Raw genomic sequence first — 22,509 nt, 5'->3', positions numbered from 1 at the left:
AAGATGCCTTAATCAAACATCCTCCGATAGAGATTCCTCTGTATGCGTAGACTGAATGTATTGATGGCAATTTTCACGTATGCAACTCTTTGAATTTCTGAGCGCAGCGTACTTTAACGGGACGATGAATCCTGAGTAAATGAACAATAGCGTGAGTGAGACTAATGTCTCATCGTGACGCGATTTTTTTACATGTTTCTTACTTAACTATGATTTTCTGCCCAGTTACGTAAATTCACTCAATAAGTTGCATCAAGTATCACCACTGCGACTAAGTGCTTCATATTTGAGACAAAACAGCAACAAAAAAACCGCCTATTACGGCGGTTTTGCTTAAAGAATACTGATTAAAGGTTTGGACCTGTCGATGGTCTGTGTGGTTGGTTATTGAGCAGTTGCTGCATCCCTTGAAACATTCGCATAAACCACACCAAGATGGCTAATGCAGCAAACACCATCCCTACCCAAGGAATAAAGTAAGCGATGGTTTCAAGCAAAGTACTATGCAACCAATAATCACTCACGCCAACGAGTACACCGTTAGAAGTCGCGACGGTGACGATCAACACAACAAAAAACGTCAGGTAGAGAAAGAAGGTGCGAATTAAACCGTAGTAATGAGAAATCACTACGTCGCTGTCTTCTCCCTTATCTAATCGGTAACCCGCATAGATAATTGCGATAACGCCTGAGATCAGAAACGTAAACGGGGTCAGACAGCTCAGGATGTACGCAACCCAAATCCCGTTATGAGGTTTGTTCATTCGCTTTCGCTCCTTTTACTTCCGTTTGTGCCGTATCTGTTTCACCCATCGCTTCTTTGGACTTCACTTCCTCATACCAAAGATCGTGATGCTCTTTCGCCCATGTTTCATCAACTTCACCTGTCACCATGCCTTCTAGCGCACCTTCCATACCGAATAGACCAATATAGATGTGGAAGATAAAACCACAGATTAGAATCAGCGCCGAAATCGCATGAACTAAGTTAGAAAGCTCCATGTCACGGCGAGTTTGGCCAAAGATAGGAAAGTCCAGAACTAAGCCACTCACTGCCGCGATAGCACCAAAGAAGATTAACAACCAATAGATTGCCTTCTCACCACCGTTTGAGAAACCAGCTGACGGATGTGTGCCTTTGTGTTTACCAACCATGCCGCCCATTTTCATAAACCAACGAACATCTGTCATGTTTGGAATCGACTTGCGCCACCATTTAAAGAGCACGAGCATCAGTAAAATGAAGAACAATGGTCCCATGTAATTGTGGTAATGCTTCGCCAACATGACGATAAAGCCCCAGAACTCAGTAGGAACGTACGGTTTTAAGAAGTGCTTACCGTAAACCAGCATCAAACCACTGAATGCCAGCGTTAAGAATGTAAACGCCATACTCCAGTGAAGCGCGCGGTCTAAACGAGACCAACGCTTCATTTTTTTACCAGTACGCGGCTTGCTAAGCATCAAAGGACCAACGAATACGTAAGCCATGATTACCATTGCAATACTGCCGAAAATCGCGACAGCACCCGCTGGAGACATCCATTTCTCTTTTAGAATGTACCAAGTCTCACCAGGTTTACTGATCAATACGCCATGTTCTGGCGATTGAGACGTGGTGTAGCCTTCTTGCCCCTCTCTGACTTCGCGCCAATAGTCTGCCCCGGCGAGTTGCGTGATCTCCTGTTGAATAACTTTAGAAGATTGTTCCTCTGCTGAAGCAGGCATTGCGAAAGTCAGCAGCAATGCTGTCATCATTGACAGCATTGCTAAAGATGCACGTTTAAGCGTGTTTAACATGTGCCTCTCCTTACTTAGCTTTTCGTCGCATCGTAAGAAAGATCGTTTCCGTCTGTCCAACCTGCGTTTTTCGCGCCGCGTTCTACCACACGTTGACGGAAAATGTCAGAGACTTTCTCTGCGTCACCCGCAAGCAGCGCTTTAGTTGAACAAAGCGATGCACACATCGGTAACTTGCCTTCTGCGATACGGTTCGCACCGTATTTTTGACGTTCTTCCTCAGAGCCAGGCTCTGTTTCTGGGCCGCCCGCGCAGAAAGTACATTTATCCATTTTGCCACGTTCACCAAACGCTTCTTGTTTAGGAAATTGAGGTGCGCCAAACGGACAAGCAAACAAACAGTAACCACAACCGATACACAGATCTTTATTGTGAAGAACGATGCCGTCTTCGGTATGTTCGAAACAATCAGCTGGACAAACTGCCATACAAGGCGCATCGGTACAGTGCATACAAGCAACAGAGATAGAGTTTTCACCAGCTTCACCGTCGTTTAGTGTTACCACGCGGCGACGTTGAATGCCCCATTCAAGCGCATCGTCGTTTTCGTTCTTACATGCAGTAACACAGCCGTTACACTCGATACAGCGTTTGGTGTCACATAGAAATTTCATTCGTGCCATTGTCAGACTCCTTACGCTTTACGAATGTTACATAGGGTTACTTTGGTTTCCTGCATCAAGGTAACCGGGTCGTAACCGTAAGTGGTTGCCGTGTTAGCCGATTCGCCAACAACGTAAGGTTGTGTACCTTCTGGGTATTTAGGGCGTAGGTCTTCACCTTCGAACTTACCGCCAAAGTGGAACGGAATGAACGCCAAACCAGGTTTCACACGACGTGTTACCATCGCTTTCACCTTGATTCGTCCTTTCTCTGCACCTTCAACCCAAACATCATCACCATCTCTAAAGCCAAGATCGTTTGCGTCTTTCGGGTTCACTTCAACAAACATTTCTTGTTGAAGCTCGGCAAGCCAAGGGTTTGAACGCGTCTCTTCACCACCACCTTCGTATTCAACCAGACGGCCAGAAGTCAGAACGATTGGGTACTCGCCCGATTTGTCTTGCTCTTGAATGGATTTATACAACGTAGGAACACGGAAGATTGCATCTTTGTCTTCCCAAGTTGGGTAATCCGTTACAAGGTCACGACGTGGTGTGTAAAGTGGTTCACGATGCAGTGGCACACGGTCTGGGAACGTCCAAACAATCGCACGCGCTTTCGCGTTACCAAATGGAATACAACCGTGCTTGATCGCGACACGCTGAATACCGCCAGAAAGGTCAGTCTTCCAGTTTTTACCCTCTGCTGCCACTTTCTCTTCAGCAGTTAGATCGTCCCACCAACCAAGTTGTTTCAACAACTTGTCAGTGAACTCTGGGTAACCGTCTTTGATTTCACAGCCCTTCGAATAGCTGTCTTCAGCAAGTAGGCTCTTGCCTTCAAATTCCACACCAAAGCGCGTACGGAAGTTACCGCCACCTTCTGCAACCGTCTTAGACGTATCGTACAGAATGTGCGTGCCTGGGTGTTTCATTTCTGGTGTACCCCAACATGGCCAAGGTAGACCGTAGGTTTCACCGTTGACAGGGCCACCTTCCGCTTCCAATGTGGTTTTGTGGAACGTATGCCAGTTTTGTTGGTGCGCTTTCAAACGCTCTGGGCTTTGGCCTGTGTAACCAATCGTCCACATGCCTTTGTTGAATTCACGCGTTAGGTCTTCAATCACCGGCTGGTTGTTTTCAACACGGATGTTTTTGAACAGAAGATCGGAATAGCCCAGTTTCTTCGAAAGCAGGTACATGATTTCGTGGTCTGGTTTTGATTCAAACAAAGGTTCAATCACCTGCTCACGCCATTGTAGAGAACGGTTAGATGCGGTAACGCTGCCGTGTGTTTCAAACTGTGTTGTTGCAGGAAGCAGGTAAACGCCGTCGGTACGGTCGTTCATTACCGCAGCAACCGTTGGGTAAGGGTCCACAATCACCATCATGTCCAACTTCTGCATCGCTTTTTTCATCTCAACACCACGTGTTTGAGAGTTCACTGCGTGTCCCCAGTAGAACATTGCACGGATGTTTTCGCGCTGACGAATGTTGTCTTTGTTCTCCAGTACACCATCAACCCAACGAGATACAGGAATACCTGCACTGTGCATTGGTTTCTGACCGCTGTAAGCGTTGTCATCGAAACGACCTTTGATCCATTCGTAATCGATTTCCCACACTTTTGACCAATGACGCCAAGCGCCTTCAGAAAGGCCGTAGTAGCCAGGCAGCGTGTCAGAAAGTACGCCAAGGTCGGTTGCGCCTTGTACGTTATCGTGACCACGGAAGATGTTTGCACCGCCGCCTGATTTACCAATGTTACCAAGCGCTAGCTCAAGCACACAGTAAGCGCGTGTGTTGTTGTTACCAGTAGTATGCTGAGTACCACCCATACACCAAACAATACAGCCCGGGCGATTTTCAGAAAGCAGTTTTGCTGTTTGGTAAACGTCTTCTTCGCTTACGCCTGTTACGCGCTCAACTTCTGCTGGCGTCCATTTCGCTACTTCAGCACGGATTTCATCCATACCGAATACACGTTGACGGATGAACTCTTTATCTTCCCATTGGTTTTCGAAGATGTGCCACAACACACCCCAAATAAATGCTACGTCAGAACCAGGACGAAGTGATACATAGTGATCCGACTTTGCTGCCGTACGTGTACGACGAGGATCCGCTACGACGATCTTACAGTTGTTCTTCTCTTTCGCGATCAGAATGTGCTGCATCGCTACTGGGTGTGCTTCAGCTGGGTTTGAACCAATGAATAGCATCGACTTACAGTTGTGCATGTCATTGAAAGAGTTGGTCATCGCACCGTAACCCCAAGTGTTCGCTACACCCGCCACGGTTGTTGAGTGACAAATACGCGCTTGGTGGTCAACGTTGTTCGTACCCCAAAGTGATGCCATTTTGCGGAACAAGTACGCTTGTTCGTTGCTGTGCTTTGCGCTTCCCAAGAAGTAAACCGAATCAGGGCCGGACTCTTTACGGATGTCCATCACCTTGTTACCGATTTCTTCGATCGCTTGATCCCAAGAAAGCTTTTTCCACTTACCGTTTTCAAGCTTCATTGGGTATTTAAGACGGCGCTCACCGTGGCCATGTTCACGCAGTGCTGCACCTTTTGCACAGTGACCACCGGCGTTAAATGGGTGGTCGAATGCAGGCTCTTGACCCGTCCAAACACCATTTTGAACTTCTGCGTAAATACCACAACCCACTGAACAGTGAGAACAGATAGTACGTTTTATTTCTGTTTTCGCTTCTGGATCGACAGATTTTGCTTGCGCTTTTTTCATCATTCCCGGTGCAAATAGACTAGCACCAACCACTGCGCCACCAGCGGCAAGCGAAGTGTTTTTCATGAATGCACGACGAGATACGCCAAGCTGGTTCGTTTCTTTGCTCACACTGTCGGAGCGTTTGACAAGTTTCATCCGTTATCTCCTAAAGTGTGTCGTAGTAATCGCGAATGTGTTGAGTTTCACGATACCCTTTCTTCTTCACGTCGTTTTCAGAAGGCTCAACCGTTTCTGAAGCAACGGCCACTTTCGTGGTTCCCGCAACAACAGCACCGGCAACGGCAGCGGTTGTGAAGCCTTTTAGGAGATCCCTACGGCTTGTGTTTATTTCTTTATTATCTTTCATCATTGCTTCCTTACCTTACGGTAGATCTTTGGAGACTCATGCCTCTCTATCGATATGACCAAGTACTGCTCGATTACTCGTAATCAGTGACGTTTTTCACATCAATTTTTAATTTGTTCTTACTGCTTTTGGTGTTCACGCTAAAGCGGACTTGCTCTAACGTTAAAAATGCATCGCAAAGCTGTGCAGCTGGCTTGTAGAAGTTCACGCTTTCGGCGCTCTCTAGTTGGCGCGTAAAAGATTGGAACCAAGGAGCAATGTGTTTGTTAAACACCGCTTGTTGAAGTTCTTCCTCTTCACCTGTCAGCATTGCCATCACTTCGCACAGTGCAGAAATATGGTCTTCAGGCTCTTTCACGTTCTCTTCTCGTTCGATGCCTAAAAGATCCAAATCGCGACGAATTTCCGCTAACGGTTTTTCCATCATCGAGCCAGTGCGATGCCAAGATCCGAATGGCACAACTTCACCACGTCCAATGCCAATAAACAGATCTTGATATTCTTCTTCTAACGCTTCTCGCTGCGCTTCGTTCGCGGCTTGTTGCAGTGCGAGCCAAGCTTTTTGCATCGCGCTCTCAGACGGTTCAATTTCTAGCGATTTCAGGAACGCCAGCATTTCATCACTAGGCGCACTACGAAAAAGTGCGGATAAAACGAGATAAATGTCTGTTCTCAGTGTTTGTTCTTGTTGTGTGTCCACTGCGAGCTCCTAGTATTTCAGTTGTTTCATTGGGTCTTCTGCCATCGACTCAAACATGTCGATCACACGGCAGTCTTCACACATCGCGATACGATTGATCGCCGCTTCATCAGAGAAATGAGAGTGACCGCGTAACTTGTTTTGTAGCATGTCGATCATCGATTGCGGAGCAAAGGGCTTGTGACAACGAATGCACTCGGCTGCCTTTTCTTCATGAATCACAACCGCTTTCTGGCGTTCTTCTTTCACCCAGTTCATACGAGGAGTAAGCGTCAGCACTTTCTCTGGACACGCTTTCTCGCACAGCCCACATTGAATGCAGTCTTGCTCGACGAATTTAAGCGACGGAGATCGACCGTCCGTATGCAATGCACGTGTTGGACACACCGCCACACAGCTCATACACAACGTACAACCTTTACTTTCACAAGAGACTGTGCCGTAAGGTGCGTTCGCTGGAAGTTCAACAATGTTCTCAACTGGAATACGTGATGCGGACAACGCATCCAACGCCGTAAATAGACGCTGACGTTTGTTGCCTTGCAAGTCTCCTAATGCCAAATCAAAAGACTCGGTACAAAGTGTCGGAGCACCTTCACGTAGTGACTCTAGATACAGAATGTCGATGGTTTCTTTGGCGATACCAAGCTGACCGAGCAGCTCTTGAGCAATACCTACTTCGCTATTAAGCACACGAATAATGGTTTGAGGCATAAAACGTGAAGCCGCAAACAGCACCTGAGTAGCACCATTCACAAGCGCGGCGAACCAAGTATCAATACCAACCGAAGGCAGTTCTTCCACCACAATTGGAATCACATTATCTGGCAGTGCTTTTAGTGCCATCACGTTGTAGCTCTCGTGGCGAGAACTGCAAATCAATACGATAGGATCTAAACCACCCGCTTGCTCATAGTTGGCGAGCGTACGTTCAATAAACTTTTGCGTATCTTCAGGGTTTGGCAGTGCGTAATGAATCGCTTCTGTCGGACACGCTGTAGCACAAGTACCCACGCCTTGACATAGGTATGGGTTGATCTCGATGCGATGGCCCGTTTTGTCGCTGCCTTCACTCGATAGTGCCCCTGCCGGACAAGCATCCACACACCGTTCGCAACCTTTTACGCCACGAGAGCTGTGTGCACATAAATCGGTATCTAAACGGAAGAATTTCGGTTTATCGAACGTCCCCATTAAGGTTGGAATCTCTTCCAACGCTTCAGCCAGTTTCGGATAGCCACGACCTACTGGGTAGTAGCCCGGTACTGGGACTTCTTCCGACATGCAGCTGTTAAGGCAAAGATCGAGTACGATATCGAAACAATCGCTATTGATCGCGACCTTGGCAAGATTGTTGGTCGAACCATGATTTTCAATCAGAACTTCAAACGTACCTAAGAACCCTGAAACCTGAACCGAATTGGCGTAATAAAGCTCGGGATTTGTGCCCTTTTCGCCATCGGTAGAAAGCAGCGTTAGGCTGTTCATTTGCGACAATTGCGCTGCCGCACTTTCGATGATTGCTGTTGGGCCCACAATCAAAGTATTACCACCGCTTTCATAGCTTACGGTTGGTGGAATAAGATTGGTCAACTCTACGGTATTTTCGAAAGCGTACAGCCTCGCTTTACCGTTATTGGAAGTTGCTTGTTCTAATAATTGTTTCAGCATTGCTCAATTCCATTTATGAACATGGATAGTCTTTTCCATCTCTTAGTGTAGTTAGCGCCGGAGATTCTGCTGATTAACTTATCAATGAGCATTCTTATTCCGCCATCTATAGGCGATGAATACTACGCAGTGCGTCCGTACTAACTTCAACCAGATTGGTATTGAGCAACAGATAGCAAGTGTCATGCCAATAAAATATCAACTAAAAATCAATAGGTTATCAATTTTACTGACAAATAGTAGGGATAAAAAAACCGGTTGAGACATTTTGTCTCAGCCGGCTCATTGAGTGTTTAGTCAAAATGTACCTATTCTTTGTGTGGTATATTTTGTCTCACCTCGTTAGGCTGTGATTCTTCAGCAAAAGTATCACTTTCGCCAGGAACTGTATTTATATACAGTTCATTTTCATATTGAGTAATTTGGCCACTTTTGTCGGTGTTTGACTCTGCGTCTTCAACTACCCCAGATGCGATATCGTTAACGTTAAGCTCAGCCCCTTGCGCAGTTTCAGCGTCTGGTTCGTCTTCCACTTTGTCTTTAACCCAATCACGCAGCGTCTCAGCGACGTCTTGAGAAAGTGACTTTAAGTTACTGTAATCATCATCGTAATCGTCTAGGCCGTCACGCACGTTAAATTCTTCGGACAAGAACATTTTGCGCAGCGCAGCTTTCTTGACGCTTTCTGAGGCTTCAGAAACCAGCAGTTGCGCCACAGACATTTCTTCGGTTTTTTCAGTCTCTACACTCGCGGTAATGTCTGGAGCCTGACTATCCTCATTGACGTTCAAAGCATCTGAGCTTTCGTCAGCGTTTGAAAGCGCTGTGACACTATCTTCGGATTGCGCCGTCTCTGCTATCGGCGTGATCTCTTCATCATGTTGGGAAGATTCTTCTAACTTACGTTTCGACCAACGGCTTAAAAAACTAGTTGCCATTTGCTCTGCCCGCTCCTTTGCGTTTCTTACGTCTTACTTCTAACAACTCACCGTGGCGACCGATAAAGGCTTCCATCCAAGCCTGAACGGCTAACGGCATATCGTTAGATAGTACAAGGTTATCACCATCCATATATTGCGCCGCAACAGATTGTGAAGCCGTCAGTAACTGTATCGCTGGTTTTTCACCAGACTCGACGTTATCCATCACTAAAAAGAGTTTAGGTTGCAGAGAGCTTAAGTTAAAGCGGTAGTCTGTACGTTCATCTTTATGTAATTGCAACGGACAAACATCTGGAGTCTCTTCCGTCGGATTCAGCGCAAATCCTGTCAACTGCCATTGGGTTGTCACCCAAATCCCTGTACTGATCTCATGCTCAACAAGCTCTACGCCGATTGGCCATGTATCCTCAGTCTTTTCGTAATTTTTTTCGAAATCTTTCTTATCCGACATAACTCACCCAGTCTTTCTATTTTTGGTCTGAAAACACACAGGACATTTTGCCCCCGTTTTCGACCATTTTTATTGTCTTCGAAGCAATAAACGCGCCAAGCTGATATAACTTAGTCTATATACTCCCTCAGGCTATAAGTACCAAACTAGACGAAACTCAAATGTATTGATGTGTCATTACTGCGAACTCGCAGTTTTAATGCATTGTTGACATAAAACCTCGCAACTTCTGTGGGAACCGCTATTTTGGAATGAGATTTGCTAGCCACTTAACAAGCTAAAATGCGTAGCAACCTAACGCTCTTAATCACTAGGACACGACTGTGCTGAAACCAAATATTATTAAAACCAGTGAAAATCCCCTGCAAACCATTGAAGTCGATGTGTACGACGAGTACGGCGAAAAGCTCACGAAGCAAATCGCTTGCGAGCGTCCTCTTACGGTCATGCTGAACTGGAAAGAAGTGGTCACGCTCATGACGCTAGGTTCGCGTCCAGAAGCACTAGTACTGGGTTATTTAAAAAACCAAAGCTTCCTGTCCGATCCAGCCGCGATTGAATCCGTTATTATTGACTGGGAAACGCATTCCGCAGCGGTGATTACTAAAGAAAACACTGAACACTTAGAAGGCGCCCTGAAAAAGAAAACCGTCACCTCAGGTTGTGGCCAAGGCACTATGTATGGCAACGTGATGAAGCAGCTTGAAAATTATCAAGTGCCTCAAGTTTCTCTTAAGCAGTCAGAAATTTATTCTGCGCTGGAAGCGTTAACTCATTACAACGACACCTACAAAAAAGCGGGCGCAGTACACGGCTGTGCGGTTTGCAAAGGTAATGAAGTGTTGTCATTTGTGGAAGATGTCGGCCGTCACAACGCAGTGGATACACTTGCAGGTGAGATGTGGCTCAAAGAAGAAACAGGTGAAGATAAAATTTTCTACACAACTGGTCGCCTTACATCAGAGATGGTGATTAAAGTGGCTCAAATGGGCATTCCTGTTCTGCTTTCTCGCTCTGGCGTTACTCAAATGGGGTTAGATCTAGCGAAGCAATTTGGTATTACGACCATTGCGCGTGCGAAAGGTTTGCGCTTCCAAGTGTTTACAGGAGCCGACAAGGTTGAATTTGATGTAAAAGGCAACCAATAACACCTTTTCAGTGTAAACTAAAACCAATAATGCGGATTCACAGAGGATGTGGACTATGAATAATGACCAATTGTGGAATTTTCTGCTTACGCCCAGCGGTATCATGCTTTCTATGATTATTACCTTTGGCGTGGTCGGAATCTATGCGTATATAACCGGTCAGTTTAAGGATTAAGGCCAAATATTAAAAAAGCCTCGCTAAATAGCGAGGCTTTTGCTTTTTAAACGCTTTGCGAGTAATTACGCGTCAACACCACGAGATTTTAGGAACTCAGAGTAAGTGCCTTTAAAGTCTGTGATTTTACCATCGCGGATTTCGATAATACGCGTTGCTAGTGAGTCTACGAATACACGGTCGTGAGAGACGAAGAACAACGTGCCTTTGTATTGCTCAAGCGCAGTGTTCAAAGATTCGATCGATTCCATGTCCATGTGGTTGGTTGGTTCGTCCATTAGCAGCATGTTTGGCTTGTGCATCATTAGCTTACCAAGCAGCATACGACCTTGCTCACCACCAGACAGTACTTTTACTGACTTCTTAATGTCATCTTGACCAAACAGCATACGACCAAGGAAACCACGAACGACTTGCTCGTCATCACCTTCTTGACGCCATTGCCCCATCCAATCCGTTAGATTCATGTCTTCTGCAAAGTCATGCGCGTGGTCTTGCGCGTAGTAACCGATGTTTGCATTTTCAGACCATTTGAACTCACCAGCACGCGGTTCAAGTACACCAGCAAGCGTGTTTAGAAGTGTTGTTTTACCCACACCATTTTCACCGATGATCGCAACGCGCTCTCCCACTTCAAAAATTGCATTGAAGTCTGAGAACAAGTCCTCTTCAAAACCTTGGCTCAGGCTTTCTACAATCAGAGCGTTACGGAACAGCTCTTTAGACTGTTCAAAACGAATGAATGGGTTTTGACGGCTAGACGCTTTCACTTCGTCCAATTTGATCTTGTCGATTTGCTTCGCACGAGATGTCGCTTGTTTTGCTTTCGATGCGTTTGCAGAGAAACGTGCAACGAACGTTTGTAGCTCAGCAATTTGTGCTTTCTTCTTCGCGTTGTCGTTTAGTAGACGTTCGCGAGCTTGAGAAGCCGCCGTCATGTACTCGTCGTAGTTACCAGGGTAAACGCGTAGCTCACCGTAGTCCAAGTCAGCCATGTGTGTACATACTGAGTTTAGGAAGTGACGGTCGTGCGAAATGATGATCATTGTGCAGTTACGCGCGTTTAGCGTATCTTCCAACCAACGGATTGTGTCCATGTCCAAGTTGTTGGTAGGTTCGTCAAGAAGCATCACATCTGGGTCTGCGAATAGAACCTGCGCTAGAAGCACACGAAGTTTCCAGCCTGGTGCTACTTCACTCATTAGACCGAAGTGTTGCTCCATTGGGATACCTACAGCAAGAAGAAGCTCGCCCGCTTTGGCTTCTGCCATGTAGCCGTCCATTTCAGCAAACTGAACTTCTAAGTCAGCCACTTTCATGCCGTCTTCTTCGCTCATTTCAGCAAGTGAGTAGATGCGGTCACGCTCTTTCTTCACTTCCCATAGCTCTTTATGGCCCATGATGACGGTATCGATTACCGTAAATTCTTCGTAAGCGAACTGGTCCTGGTTCAGTTTTGCAACGCGCTCGTTTGGATCGTAGCTTACGTTACCGCTGGTTTGCTCAAGCTCGCCGCTGAGGATCTTCATAAAGGTTGATTTACCACAACCGTTAGCTCCAATTAAGCCATAGCGATTGCCTTCGCCGAACTTAACTGAAATATTTTCGAATAGCGGCTTAGCGCCGAATTGTTGAGTAATATTCGCTGTGGAGATCAAAACCTTTACCTTAGCAATTGGGGTGTATTTAGAAAAACCGGGCAACGGTACTTGTTCATGCTACATACTGCAAGTGTTGTTTTTATTAATTCACTCCAAGTGAAATCATTGTTAGGTTTCTAAGAAGCAAAAGCGTAAACATAAATGCGTCATTAAATACAAAAAAGAGCCACTATCGTCAGTGACTCTTTTTCCATTAATACTTCAAAAAAGTGACTAAGCGATGTTCGTCACCTCTAGGATCAGTTCGGCTTTTTTAGGTAAATAAATACTGAATTTACTGCCTTTTCCCCATTCAGACTCTGCTTTTAGCTCACCACCCGTTTGGCTGAGGATACTTTGAGAGACCGACAGCCCTAACCCTGTGCCTTCTCGCTTCGTCGTGTAAAATGGTGAGAAGATTCGATTCAAGTTTTCTGGTTTAATACCGCAGCCCTCATCGATAACATGAATCGCGGCTCCTTTCACTTCGCCCTCTTCAATCCAGTCTTCACTGACTACTGTTAATGTTCCTTTACCGCTCATTGCGTGAATGGCGTTCATTTGCAAATTAACTAAGATTTGTAGCAAGTGGTGACGGTTTATCTCAACGGACGTATGCGCTTGTAGGTCAGTCACAAACTCGACGTCGCGTTTCTTGGTGCCAGTTTTAACCAAGGTGATGCTTTCATCAATGATAGGATTGACATGTTGCCAAGTGATTTCATCTTGAACACCACCTTGGCGACTGTATTGCAATAAACTGCGCGTGATATTGCGGATACGATCAATTTGCGCGTGAATCGCATCAATCTCCTCTTGTACTCGACTTGCATCGTCACCCAATTCAAAATGGATCAATTCTACGTTGCCAAGAATCACGGCGGTTGGGTTATTAATTTCGTGAGCAATCCCCGCGGTGAGTTCTCCCAATGCTGCCAGTTTTTCATGAACAACGAGTTTGTCGCGAGTTTGGTTAAGCAATTGAATATGCAGCTCAAGATCTTGGGTTTTTTCTCTCAGGCTTGCCGTACGCTCTTGAACTTTGCATTCAAGTTGAGCTGCGGAGTTTTTCAATTCAATTTTGCGCTCTTCTAGCGCGTCTAACATATCATCAAACTGTCTGGCTAACTGCGCAAGTTCATGATCGGCATCTAATCCTAACGGACCAATCCGTTTTTCTTTACCTTGTTGGACCTGCTTCACCACTTTATGAATGCGTTCGATCGGTCGAAACAGATCATAAGAACCGCGATATACCATCACGCCGGAAACCAGCAATAACATAACCGTAATCAAGCTGATTTCGGCAATGTTCGTCATGTAGGCTTTAACGAATGGCCACATGAGGTAACCCGTATAAAGCATACCAATAACATTGTCGTATTGGTCTTTGATTGGTTGATACGCCGTAATATACCAAGCGTCATACACATAAGCGCGATCAACCCACTGTTCACCCTTCGAAAGTACTTGGTTATACACTTCTGCACTCACGCGAGTTCCTATGGCGCGCCCTAGCTTATGATCGCTGTCTAAAGGAACGTTGGTGCTCACACGCAAATCATCGAGAAATACCGTCAACGTACCCACAGGGCGAAGGCGGTCATTATCACTTAAGTATATGAGATCGCGGATTTGATCCACCAGCACTGTACTATTGTTAAGGAGCAAACCACCATCCAGAAAGCCGATCAAATCGTTCGCTTGGCTGTATACCGGAATCACGGTTCGACTGACTAACCCACGCGCCTCCCTGTCACCATCAGCAAGAATAGGCACTTCTGCTCGTTTGGCGAGTTCAGGATCGAGGCGTTCGAGTTCTTCTTTATTGAGTACATCAAAAAACGATTCGCGCTTGGTGAGATCCATAAAGCGGAATTTGTTTTCCATGGAATTAACGCGTTGGAAAGAGAGAAAATCTAAAGCATATCTTTTCTTCTGCTCTGTGACCCACTTTTGCAGGTCACCTTGTGGCGTTCCTTTATTAATGCGAATACGGAAATCGTACGAATCGGCAAACGCCCGCACGTAATTGGCTTGCTTTTGCTGTAACAACGTTACACTGTTATTTGCAACACCAAGACGTTCCGAGACATCAAGCAGCGCATTTTGCCACGTGTAATGAATAGACCAATAAATGGTAATGCCGATCAGAGCTAACAACGTGAGGAAAATCGGCGCAGAGGTTAAGAATAACAAACGATAACGCACCATGGTTTTAAAACGGTGCGTCCATTTTGACAATCCTTTGTGCTGTGGGCCGTTAGTCGGCATATTCCTCATCCTCAGAATCCCATTCTTTGTATTTACGTTCTAAGGTCTTGCGAGCTACGCCCAAGTCGCGAGCAGCGGCTGATTTGTTGCCTTCGTGCAAGTTAACGACTTGTTTAATATGTGCTTTCTCGACTTCTTTTAACGTCCAGCTGTTTGGATAGCCCTCGCCAGTAAATTCTTTGCCTTCTTTAAAGGTTGGTAACTCAGCTGAGTGAGAAACAGTAATCGATACATTAGGCAGTGAATGCCCGCCATTCAGCTCTCGCCAATAGTGTGCAGGTGGTTTGCCAAGCAAGATACAACGCTCAATCAAGTTTTTCAGCTCACGAATGTTTCCCGGCCAATCGTACTCACTCATGGCTTCCATGTCCTCGTGCGCCCATTTGGGCGCAGGCATACCGAGCTCGCGCGTCAGCATGTTGCTGAAAAATGGCACCAACTCAAATAAGTCGGTTTTGCGCTCTCGCAGCGGACACACTTCAATTTTCAGAACGTTTAAACGGTAATAGAGGTCACTGCGGAAATTACCTTGATTGACCTCTTCTTGCAGGTTTCGGTTGGTTGCCGCTACGATACGGACATCAATACTGATCTCTCTTTCTGAACCGACAGGGCGAATCGTACGCTGCTCTAACACACGTAATAATGATGCCTGCATTGCAAGTGGCATCTCCCCGATTTCGTCAAGAAATAAGGTGCCACCGTTCGCAACACGGAACAAACCTTCGCGCGATTTTTTTGCACCGGTAAACGCGCCCGATGTATGACCAAATAACTCACTTTCTAAAAGCTCTGGTGCAATCGCACCGCAGTTGATTGGCACAAACGGGCCCGTTCGCCCACTCGCCTGGTGGATACCTCGTGCAACTAGCTCTTTACCCGTACCCGACTCACCTTCCACCAAAACAGAAGCACGTGATGGTGCAAATTGGTTAATAAGTTGCTTAAGCAGACGCGTTTTTTCTGAGCCGCCGATGATCTCTGAGGTATTGTGACGTTGGTAATCGCGTGTCATGGCGTACTGCATGCGTTCGTTCAAACGGCGATCCATACAGCGACTGACCGCTTTTAACATCTGCTCAAGGTTGAATGGTTTGAGGATAAAGTCGGAAGCACCGAGCTGTAGCGCTCGAATGGCAATTTCTAAATCCGCATAACCCGTCATAAAAATCACATCGGCACGTTTGTCATCATCTTCAAACGCTTCTTCCCACTCAATTCCAGAACGCCCTGGCAGATTAATATCCAGTAAGATCAGATCATAATGTCGAGAATTACGCAGTTGTTCTGCTTCTTCGATGCTACCAGCTGTATCGACATGTGAAAAAAGCTTACCCAATGCCTTTTTCAAGATGGCTTGCATGCCTAATTCATCATCGACGACCAGTACGGAAAAGGCGCTATATTGTTGGTTTGTACTAAGATGGGATTGAGTAGACATATTTACCCCAGATGGATTTCGATGGGACAGAGTGTACCAAGTTTAAACAGAGATACCCTACAAAAAGTGCGACATTTTGTACCAACGCAAACTTTTATGCAAATAACCCCATGATTTAGTGCATAAACCAAGCACTTTAAGCTTGTAAAAGGTTGGCATCTTGTTTGCTATAAGGTGGATACGGAGCGCATTTAAGTGATCTCAGGATGTTGATGTTTGCTTATTCCAACACCCTAAGACAACTTGCGTATTACGCTAATCGCTCTCGTCCAAAAAGGCTTCTCCCTAAAACCTGGAGAGATTCCAAAGAATCATTGGAAAGGAACACATAAAAATGAAAAAAATTGCGCTAACTCTGGCTGCAACGTCTATCACGCTTGTAAGTTACTCTGCGTTTTCTGCTCAAGACGGAGAACATGTTCGCCTTGCAACCACAACCAGTACTTACCATTCAGGTTTACTTGATTACCTGCTTCCACAATTTGAAAAAGACACGGGCTACAAAGTCGATGTTATTGCTGCAGGTACGGGTAAAGCCTTAAAAATGGGCGAAAACGGTGACGTAGATTTGGTGATGACACATGCACCAAAAGCTGAAGGCGCATTTGTTGAGAAAGGCTACGGCGTTTTACCTCGCAAGCTAATGTACAACGACTTTGTGATTGTAGGCCCGAAAGCTGACCCAGCAACAATCAAAAATGACGAAGGCGTGTTAGATGTATTCAAAGAGATCGCAAACAAAAACGCAACGTTCATCTCTCGCGGCGATGATTCTGGTACGCACAAAAAAGAAATGGGCTTCTGGGCTCAAACTAAAATCGAACCGAACTTTGGTGGCTACCGTAGCGTAGGTCAAGGTATGGGCCCAACTCTAAACATGGCGTCTGAAATGCAAGGCTACACCATGACGGATCGCGGCACATGGCTGGCTTACCAAAACAAATTGGATCTAGAAATTCTGTTCCAAGGCGATGAAAAACTGTTTAACCCGTACCAAGTTATTCTTGTTAACCCTGAGCGTTACCCAACGATTAACTACCAAGGTGCGAAGGCATTCAGTGATTGGTTGGTAAACCCTCGCGGACAGGAACTTATCAATGGTTTCCGCCTAAACGGTAAACAACTGTTTGTTGCGAATGCTGAGAGCAAATAACGCAATATGAATCTTGCTGATACAACACTGGAAGCGCTTCGCTTACTGGTGAATTTTGATGCAGACCTATGGGAGATCGTTGCGGTCTCCTTTAGTGTTTCTATCACGGCAATATCACTAGTGGTATTGCCGGCTATTTTGATGTCCTTTGTACTGGCGTATACCGACTTTCGCGGTAAATGGTTTTTGTTGTCGATCGTAAATACGCTGCAAGCGGTCCCTACAGTGGTGATTGGCCTGTTGCTGTACATGTTGCTGTCGCGTGCTGGCCCTTGGGGAGACTGGCAAATGCTGTTCACTCAGAAGGCAATGATCTTCGGCCAAATGGTGATCTGCTTCCCTGTTTTGGTATCGATGATGCATGGTGCATTACAATCTAGCGACCGTCGTGCAGTGGAAACTGCCATCACGCTGGGCGTCTCCATTCCGCGCTTGGCAGCTACGATGATTTGGGAAACCCGCTTTCCTGTACTTGCGGCTATCATTGCAGGGTTTTCACGTATCGTGACCGAGGTGGGCTGCTCAATGATGGTTGGTGGGAACATTATGGGCGTGACGCGAAATATTCCCACGGCTATCGCAATGGAAAGCAGTAAAGGTGCTTTTGCGCAAGGAGTTGCATTAGGAATTGTATTACTATCTTTAGCGTTGGCTCTAAACTTCTTCTTATCAAGCATGAGAGGCAAAGGCTACCTCAGAACATAGAACATGAAGCAAACAAACGACTCACCATTAACCCCATGTCGAGGCGAATTATGACTATAAAAATCACCGCCGAACAGTTATCCATGCGCTTTAAAGAGCGTGTGCTTTTCCACATCCCTGAGTTAGCCATCGGCCCAAATGATGCCATTTATCTCAAGGGTGACAATGGTGTGGGCAAAACTACCCTACTCAAAATCCTTGCTGGCTTGCTCAAACCCTCTACTGGTGATGTTGTTGCGCCAAAAGATACGTGGCTAAAAAGACTGACGCGTCGCAATGGTCGTGTCGATGTGATTTATCTCCACCAATCCCCTTACCTTTTTGACGGCACTGTATATGAAAACGTAGTCTATGGAGTGAAATATCAACAAGACACGCAAAAAGATAAGCGAGCTCAAGTTATTCACGCGCTGCGCATGGTAGGTTTAGAAACCTTAGCGGACGAACATATTTCCGTGTTGTCCGGCGGTGAAAAACAGCGCGTTGCCATGGCAAGAGCTTGGATCTTAAAACCGTCGATTTTGTTGATGGATGAGCCAAGTGCGTCTTTAGACCAAGAATCCATTGAACGATTGGTGGTGATGGCGAAAGATCTTTTGGATCGTGGTTCCAGTATCGTGGTGACAAGCCATCAGGCCAACGCACTGACCGACTTATGTAAAAAACAGTGGTGGATTAAAGACAAGACTTTGATAGAGTCTCCTCTGTTGTATGTCATACCAAAAGAAACATCCCAAGAGAATGCATATGCTTCAACCAACACAAACTAGTTGGGTCATTTTGGCTGGTGGCCAAGCCAGCCGTATGGGTGGAAAAGATAAAGGTCTGATTGAGTTAAATCAGAAGCCACTCATCGAGCACGTTATTGAACGTTTATCTCCACAAACTCCACGCATTTTAATTAATGCCAACCGAAACCAAGATGCGTACAGCAAATTTGGTTTCGTATTTAGTGATCAATTCAAAGATTTCCCTGGGCCTATGGGCGGTATTCACGCGGGTTTGATGCATTCTGAAACCGACTGGGTCGGATTTGTACCTTGCGATAGTCCACAAATTAACACCGACCTTGTCGAGCGTTTCTGCCAGGCCGTCAAAGAAGACAGCGATATTTTGGTCGCGCATGATGGTGACCATCAGCAACCTGTTTTTACGCTCTACCACAAGCGCGTACTGCCAAAACTCACCGCGTTTTTAGAACGTGGCGACCGCAAAATCATTCTGCTCTACAAAGAGTGCAACACCAGTTACGTTGACTTTAGCGACTCACCAAACTGTTTCGTCAACTTGAACACTCCGGAAGAACTGGCGCAATTTGGACAATTAGAATCATGAAACACACGCTAAACATTCCTATTCTTGGTTTTGCAGCTTATTCAGGCACAGGCAAAACCACGCTACTTGAAGCCCTATTGCCAAAGCTGACCGAAGCAGGTTTACGCATTGGCATGCTAAAACATGCGCACCACAACTTCGATGTCGATAAGCCGGGTAAAGACAGCTACCGTTTACGCAAAGCTGGCGCATCTCAAATGCTGATTGCTTCTCGCAACCGTTTTGCGTTAATGACAGAAACGCCAGAAGCCGAAGCGGAGTTTGAATTCCTATTAACACGTTTTGATGAAGACATGCTTGATGTGGTTTTGGTCGAAGGCTGCAAAAACATCGCGTTTCCTAAAATCGAATTGCACCGTGAAGAAGTCGGCAAGCCTTGGCTTTATCCAAACGATGAAAACATCATCGCTATCGCTTCAGACGGCGGCGAGTTGGACTCTGAACTGCCACAAATGAACATCAATGATCTTGAAGCGATTGCTCAGTTCGTTATTCAGTATGTTCAAGAAGCGAAAGCACCAAAAAACAAAGAGAAAGAAGCCGCATGTTGCGACACACTTTCTCCTGCTTTCCTTTCTGTGGTTCAAGGCCAAGAGAAAATCCTTTCTTTGGTGAACACGGTTTCGGAAATAGAAGCATGCAAGATTGAAAACGCCTATGGCCGCGTTCTTGCGGAACATATCGTTTCACCAGTAAATGTGCCGCAATACACCAACTCCGCGATGGACGGTTATGCCATCCGCAGTGATGATGTTGACCGTGATAGCTACCAAGTGGTTGTTGAAGTGATGGCGGGCCATGCTTACGATCAACCTCTGGACGTTGGTCAAGCGGTGAAGATCATGACTGGCGCACCAACACCACGTAACGGCGACACAGTGGTCATGCGTGAGCAAGCCTCTCAAGAAGGTGACAAGGTCACCTTTAACGGTGCGAATATCAAAGCAGGCCAAAACGTTCGTCAAGCAGGTGAAGATCTCGCTATCGGCAGTGACGTCTTTACCGCAGGCACTCGCCTAGCCTCTCCAGAAATGGGCATGATCGCTTCGCTTGGTTTTGGTGAAGCGAATGTGTTCCGCAAAGTGAAAGTTGCCGTGTTCTCCACCGGTGACGAAGTACAAGCGCCGGGAACAGAGCAAAAAGCGAATTCTATCTACGATTCCAACCGTTTTACCATCATGGGCATGCTTGAAAAGCTCGGCTGCGAGATCTTGGACTTCGGTATTCTGGAAGACAACGAAAAGTTAATGATTGAAGCGTTGGAAAACGCATCGGCGCAAGCGGACGTGGTTATGACTTCTGGTGGCGTATCTGTTGGTGATGCGGATTACATCAAACTTGCCTTGGATAAACTTGGTCAAATAGATTTTTGGCGAATCAACATGCGTCCGGGACGTCCATTAGCGTTTGGTCAAATCAACAACAAGCCGTTCTTTGGTCTGCCGGGCAACCCTGTTGCCGTGATGGTTTCATTCATCAACTTTGTCGAGCCTGCACTGCGTAAGATGCAAGGCGAACAAGGCTGGAAGCCTCTGAAAGTGAATGCCATCGCGACTGAAAACCTTCGCTCTCGACAAGGTCGTACCGAGTTTAGCCGTGGCGTCTATGAACTGGATGCAACTGGCCGTTTAACCGTTCGTACAACAGGCAAGCAAGGATCTGGTATTTTGCGTTCAATGAGTGAGGCGAACTGTTTGATCGAAATCTCCCCAGCTATTGATACAGTTAAAGCGGGAGAAAGCGTGACAATTATCCCACTTCAAGGCAGAATCTAGCTCAAACTAGAAATTCAAAGGTCAGCGAGTCTGGCCTTTTTGTTTAATACCGAAACCTTTTCAGAGAGACAGCTATGGCTCGCACCATTCTTTACACTTACAAAGACCAAGACAAAGAACTGACGTTCTCATACCAGCAACACCGCAACATTCAAGAAGCAGTTGCAGAAGCCGAAGGTATCGATATCACTGAGTTCCTAAAGATGGAGCAACAAATCGAAGCAGTGTCTGACACTAAAGCAGTGCGCAACTACCGCGACAACTACTTCAGAAAATTAGGCTTTAGTAAAATCACCCTAGCTCAAAAAGAAAACCTCGGCGTAGGCAAAAAGAATAAATAAGCTTAGCTGCAAACAGAAAACTCACGATTCGCCGTGAGTTTTTATGCATGCTACTTTTGTTCATGATCCATACCCGAGCATACCGAAATTACTTAGGTATATGAGTTACTTGGGTATATGAGTTACTTCGATTATAAGTAAAAAGCCCCGTTTACCTTGATGGTCTAAACGGGGCTTTAAATTTCTTACTTTGTATCGAGTAAGGTTTCAGTCGCTACTTGATGTTTAAGAACGCAGCGCCGCGTACACCACCTGAATCACCGTGTTTTGCTTTGATGATCTTAGGACACTTAGCCACAGACAATAAGTGTTTAGGGATGCGTTTTGGCACCTCTTCGTAAATCAATTCGAAGTTAGATAAGCCTCCACCAAGTACAACGGTGTGTGGGTCTGTTGCAGTAAACAGGTTTGCAAAGCAGATTGCTAGCAGCTCCATAAAGCGCTCGACGTGCTCTACTGCTTTCTCTTCACCCTCTGCGTGCGCTTTAATAATGTCGATCGCTTTCTTCTCTTCGCCGTAGTAATGCGCGTAAAGAAGCTCGAAACCACGACCCGATAGGTAACTATCTAAACAGCCTTTGTTGCCACAGCCACAGCCAAGTAATGGTGCGTTTTCGCCCAGGTGGAACCATGCGTCGATAGGAAGACGTGTGTGACCCACCTCACCCGCTACGTGGTTGCGGCCAGAGAATACTTTGCCTTCGTAGATAAAGCCGCCACCAAAACCAGTACCAAGGATCAAACCTAGTACAGATGGTTCATCTTGAAGATCTTCGTCCCAGGCTTCAGAAAGCGCGAAACAGTTTGCATCGTTTTCAATTTTTACGCTGCGACCGATTTTAGCTTCCAGATCAGCACGAAGTGGTTTGCCTTTTGCCGCAGGAACGTTAACTGTTAGTACCGTTGCATCATCGGCGTCTTCCATACCTGGTAGGCCAAGACCAATCGTACCTTCGCAGCCAAACTCTGTATCGTATTTGTTCACCAATTCCGCAATGGTATCAACCAGCAGCTCGTAGTTGTCTGTTGGTGTAGGTACACGTTCCGTCGCTACACGCTCAAGCTTCTCGTTAAATGCACCAAATTCAATTTTAGTGCCGCCGACATCAAAGCCGTAATACATGTATTTCTCTCCTAAAAAATGCTTCAAACGACTCTCAAAAATGGCTAGAGTCAAAAGTATAAACTGATGGCATTATCCATATCTGTACGCCTGCAAACCGTGACCGAATGCAGATTTATCCCCTCACCGAAGCCA

General features: G+C 46.0%; 20 protein-coding genes. 7 read left to right on the top strand and 13 right to left on the bottom strand.

The window, feature by feature from the left end:
* Window positions 1-347: 347 nt before the first annotated feature.
* The 9 genes from R7M72_RS12195 to R7M72_RS12155 form a co-directional block, all read right to left on the bottom strand.
* Entirely contained in the window at window positions 348-764 is a 417-nt protein-coding gene (locus tag R7M72_RS12195) for a membrane protein (RefSeq protein WP_005377532.1), read from the bottom strand.
* Entirely contained in the window at window positions 748-1,800 is a 1,053-nt protein-coding gene (locus tag R7M72_RS12190; protein ID WP_182016360.1) for a formate dehydrogenase subunit gamma, read from the bottom strand. The genes R7M72_RS12195 and R7M72_RS12190 overlap by 17 nt, the downstream gene beginning before the upstream one ends.
* 14 nt (window positions 1,801-1,814) lie before the next feature.
* A complete protein-coding gene (gene fdh3B / locus R7M72_RS12185; RefSeq protein ID WP_005377536.1) occupies window positions 1,815-2,423 on the bottom strand; it encodes a formate dehydrogenase FDH3 subunit beta in 609 nt (202 codons plus the stop codon).
* A gap of 11 nt (window positions 2,424-2,434) precedes the next feature.
* Window positions 2,435-5,290 (bottom strand): formate dehydrogenase subunit alpha, encoded by a 2,856-nt coding sequence (locus R7M72_RS12180; protein WP_172563266.1) that lies wholly within the window; start codon window positions 5,288-5,290, stop codon window positions 2,435-2,437.
* 10 nt (window positions 5,291-5,300) lie between these two features.
* Window positions 5,301-5,501, bottom strand: coding sequence for a twin-arginine translocation signal domain-containing protein (locus R7M72_RS12175; protein WP_005377542.1), 201 nt, complete (start codon window positions 5,499-5,501; stop codon window positions 5,301-5,303).
* Between the two features lie 73 nt (window positions 5,502-5,574).
* Entirely contained in the window at window positions 5,575-6,201 is a 627-nt protein-coding gene (locus R7M72_RS12170) for a molecular chaperone (protein WP_017820684.1), read from the bottom strand.
* Window positions 6,202-6,210: 9 nt separating this feature from the next.
* A complete protein-coding gene (locus tag R7M72_RS12165; RefSeq protein WP_017634908.1) occupies window positions 6,211-7,872 on the bottom strand; it encodes a 4Fe-4S dicluster domain-containing protein in 1,662 nt (553 codons plus the stop codon).
* 308 nt (window positions 7,873-8,180) lie between these two features.
* Window positions 8,181-8,810 (bottom strand): DUF3306 domain-containing protein, encoded by a 630-nt coding sequence (locus tag R7M72_RS12160; RefSeq protein WP_258474870.1) that lies wholly within the window; start codon window positions 8,808-8,810, stop codon window positions 8,181-8,183.
* The gene (locus R7M72_RS12155; RefSeq protein ID WP_017634910.1) at window positions 8,800-9,264 is read right to left on the bottom strand and encodes a DUF3305 domain-containing protein; all 465 of its coding nucleotides are present in this window, start codon (window positions 9,262-9,264) and stop codon (window positions 8,800-8,802) included. The genes R7M72_RS12160 and R7M72_RS12155 overlap by 11 nt, the downstream gene beginning before the upstream one ends.
* A 323-nt stretch (window positions 9,265-9,587) precedes the next feature.
* Here R7M72_RS12155 and R7M72_RS12150 point away from each other — a divergent pair, with 323 nt between their 5' ends.
* Window positions 9,588-10,412 (top strand): formate dehydrogenase accessory sulfurtransferase FdhD, encoded by an 825-nt coding sequence (locus tag R7M72_RS12150; RefSeq protein WP_005377552.1) that lies wholly within the window; start codon window positions 9,588-9,590, stop codon window positions 10,410-10,412.
* Between the two features lie 240 nt (window positions 10,413-10,652).
* Here the strand turns inward: R7M72_RS12150 and R7M72_RS12145 are convergent, their stop codons facing one another.
* The 3 genes from R7M72_RS12145 to R7M72_RS12135 form a co-directional block, all read right to left on the bottom strand.
* Window positions 10,653-12,245, bottom strand: a complete 1,593-nt coding sequence (locus R7M72_RS12145; protein WP_258479536.1) for an ABC-F family ATPase — start codon at window positions 12,243-12,245, stop codon at window positions 10,653-10,655.
* Window positions 12,246-12,461: 216 nt separating this feature from the next.
* The gene (locus R7M72_RS12140) at window positions 12,462-14,501 is read right to left on the bottom strand and encodes a cache domain-containing protein (RefSeq protein WP_315957034.1); all 2,040 of its coding nucleotides are present in this window, start codon (window positions 14,499-14,501) and stop codon (window positions 12,462-12,464) included.
* Window positions 14,491-15,942 (bottom strand): sigma-54-dependent transcriptional regulator, encoded by a 1,452-nt coding sequence (locus R7M72_RS12135; RefSeq protein WP_025766656.1) that lies wholly within the window; start codon window positions 15,940-15,942, stop codon window positions 14,491-14,493. The genes R7M72_RS12140 and R7M72_RS12135 overlap by 11 nt, the downstream gene beginning before the upstream one ends.
* A gap of 334 nt (window positions 15,943-16,276) precedes the next feature.
* On the opposite strand from R7M72_RS12135, the gene R7M72_RS12130 reads away from it, so the two are divergent.
* From R7M72_RS12130 to R7M72_RS12105, 6 genes are all read left to right on the top strand, one after another.
* Window positions 16,277-17,095 (top strand): substrate-binding domain-containing protein, encoded by an 819-nt coding sequence (locus R7M72_RS12130; RefSeq protein WP_005389522.1) that lies wholly within the window; start codon window positions 16,277-16,279, stop codon window positions 17,093-17,095.
* A 6-nt stretch (window positions 17,096-17,101) separates the two neighbouring features.
* Window positions 17,102-17,800 carry an ABC transporter permease gene (locus R7M72_RS12125; RefSeq protein WP_315957033.1) on the top strand — a complete coding sequence of 233 codons (699 nt, stop codon included), beginning with the start codon at window positions 17,102-17,104 and terminating at the stop codon, window positions 17,798-17,800.
* Between the two features lie 50 nt (window positions 17,801-17,850).
* On the top strand, window positions 17,851-18,570 hold the full coding sequence (locus R7M72_RS12120; RefSeq protein ID WP_025766658.1) for an energy-coupling factor ABC transporter ATP-binding protein: 720 nt from the start codon (window positions 17,851-17,853) through the stop codon (window positions 18,568-18,570).
* On the top strand, window positions 18,548-19,135 hold the full coding sequence (mobA, locus tag R7M72_RS12115; protein ID WP_005389527.1) for a molybdenum cofactor guanylyltransferase MobA: 588 nt from the start codon (window positions 18,548-18,550) through the stop codon (window positions 19,133-19,135). The genes R7M72_RS12120 and mobA overlap by 23 nt, the downstream gene beginning before the upstream one ends.
* Window positions 19,132-20,910 carry a bifunctional molybdopterin-guanine dinucleotide biosynthesis adaptor protein MobB/molybdopterin molybdotransferase MoeA gene (locus tag R7M72_RS12110; protein WP_053303075.1) on the top strand — a complete coding sequence of 593 codons (1,779 nt, stop codon included), beginning with the start codon at window positions 19,132-19,134 and terminating at the stop codon, window positions 20,908-20,910. The genes mobA and R7M72_RS12110 overlap by 4 nt, the downstream gene beginning before the upstream one ends.
* A 74-nt stretch (window positions 20,911-20,984) precedes the next feature.
* Entirely contained in the window at window positions 20,985-21,251 is a 267-nt protein-coding gene (locus R7M72_RS12105; RefSeq protein ID WP_005377584.1) for a DUF2960 domain-containing protein, read from the top strand.
* Window positions 21,252-21,465: 214 nt separating this feature from the next.
* On the opposite strand, the gene nagK is transcribed toward R7M72_RS12105, so the two are convergent.
* Window positions 21,466-22,374, bottom strand: coding sequence for an N-acetylglucosamine kinase (gene nagK / locus R7M72_RS12100; RefSeq protein WP_182016366.1), 909 nt, complete (start codon window positions 22,372-22,374; stop codon window positions 21,466-21,468).
* Window positions 22,375-22,509 lie beyond the last annotated feature (135 nt).

The sequence above is a fragment of the Vibrio sp. YT-18 genome (genome assembly GCF_033337345.1).
Classification (GTDB): Bacteria; Pseudomonadota; Gammaproteobacteria; order Enterobacterales; family Vibrionaceae; genus Vibrio; species Vibrio alginolyticus.
Note: the sequence above shows the minus strand (reverse complement) of the source record. Positions and strands in the feature narration are given on the sequence as shown.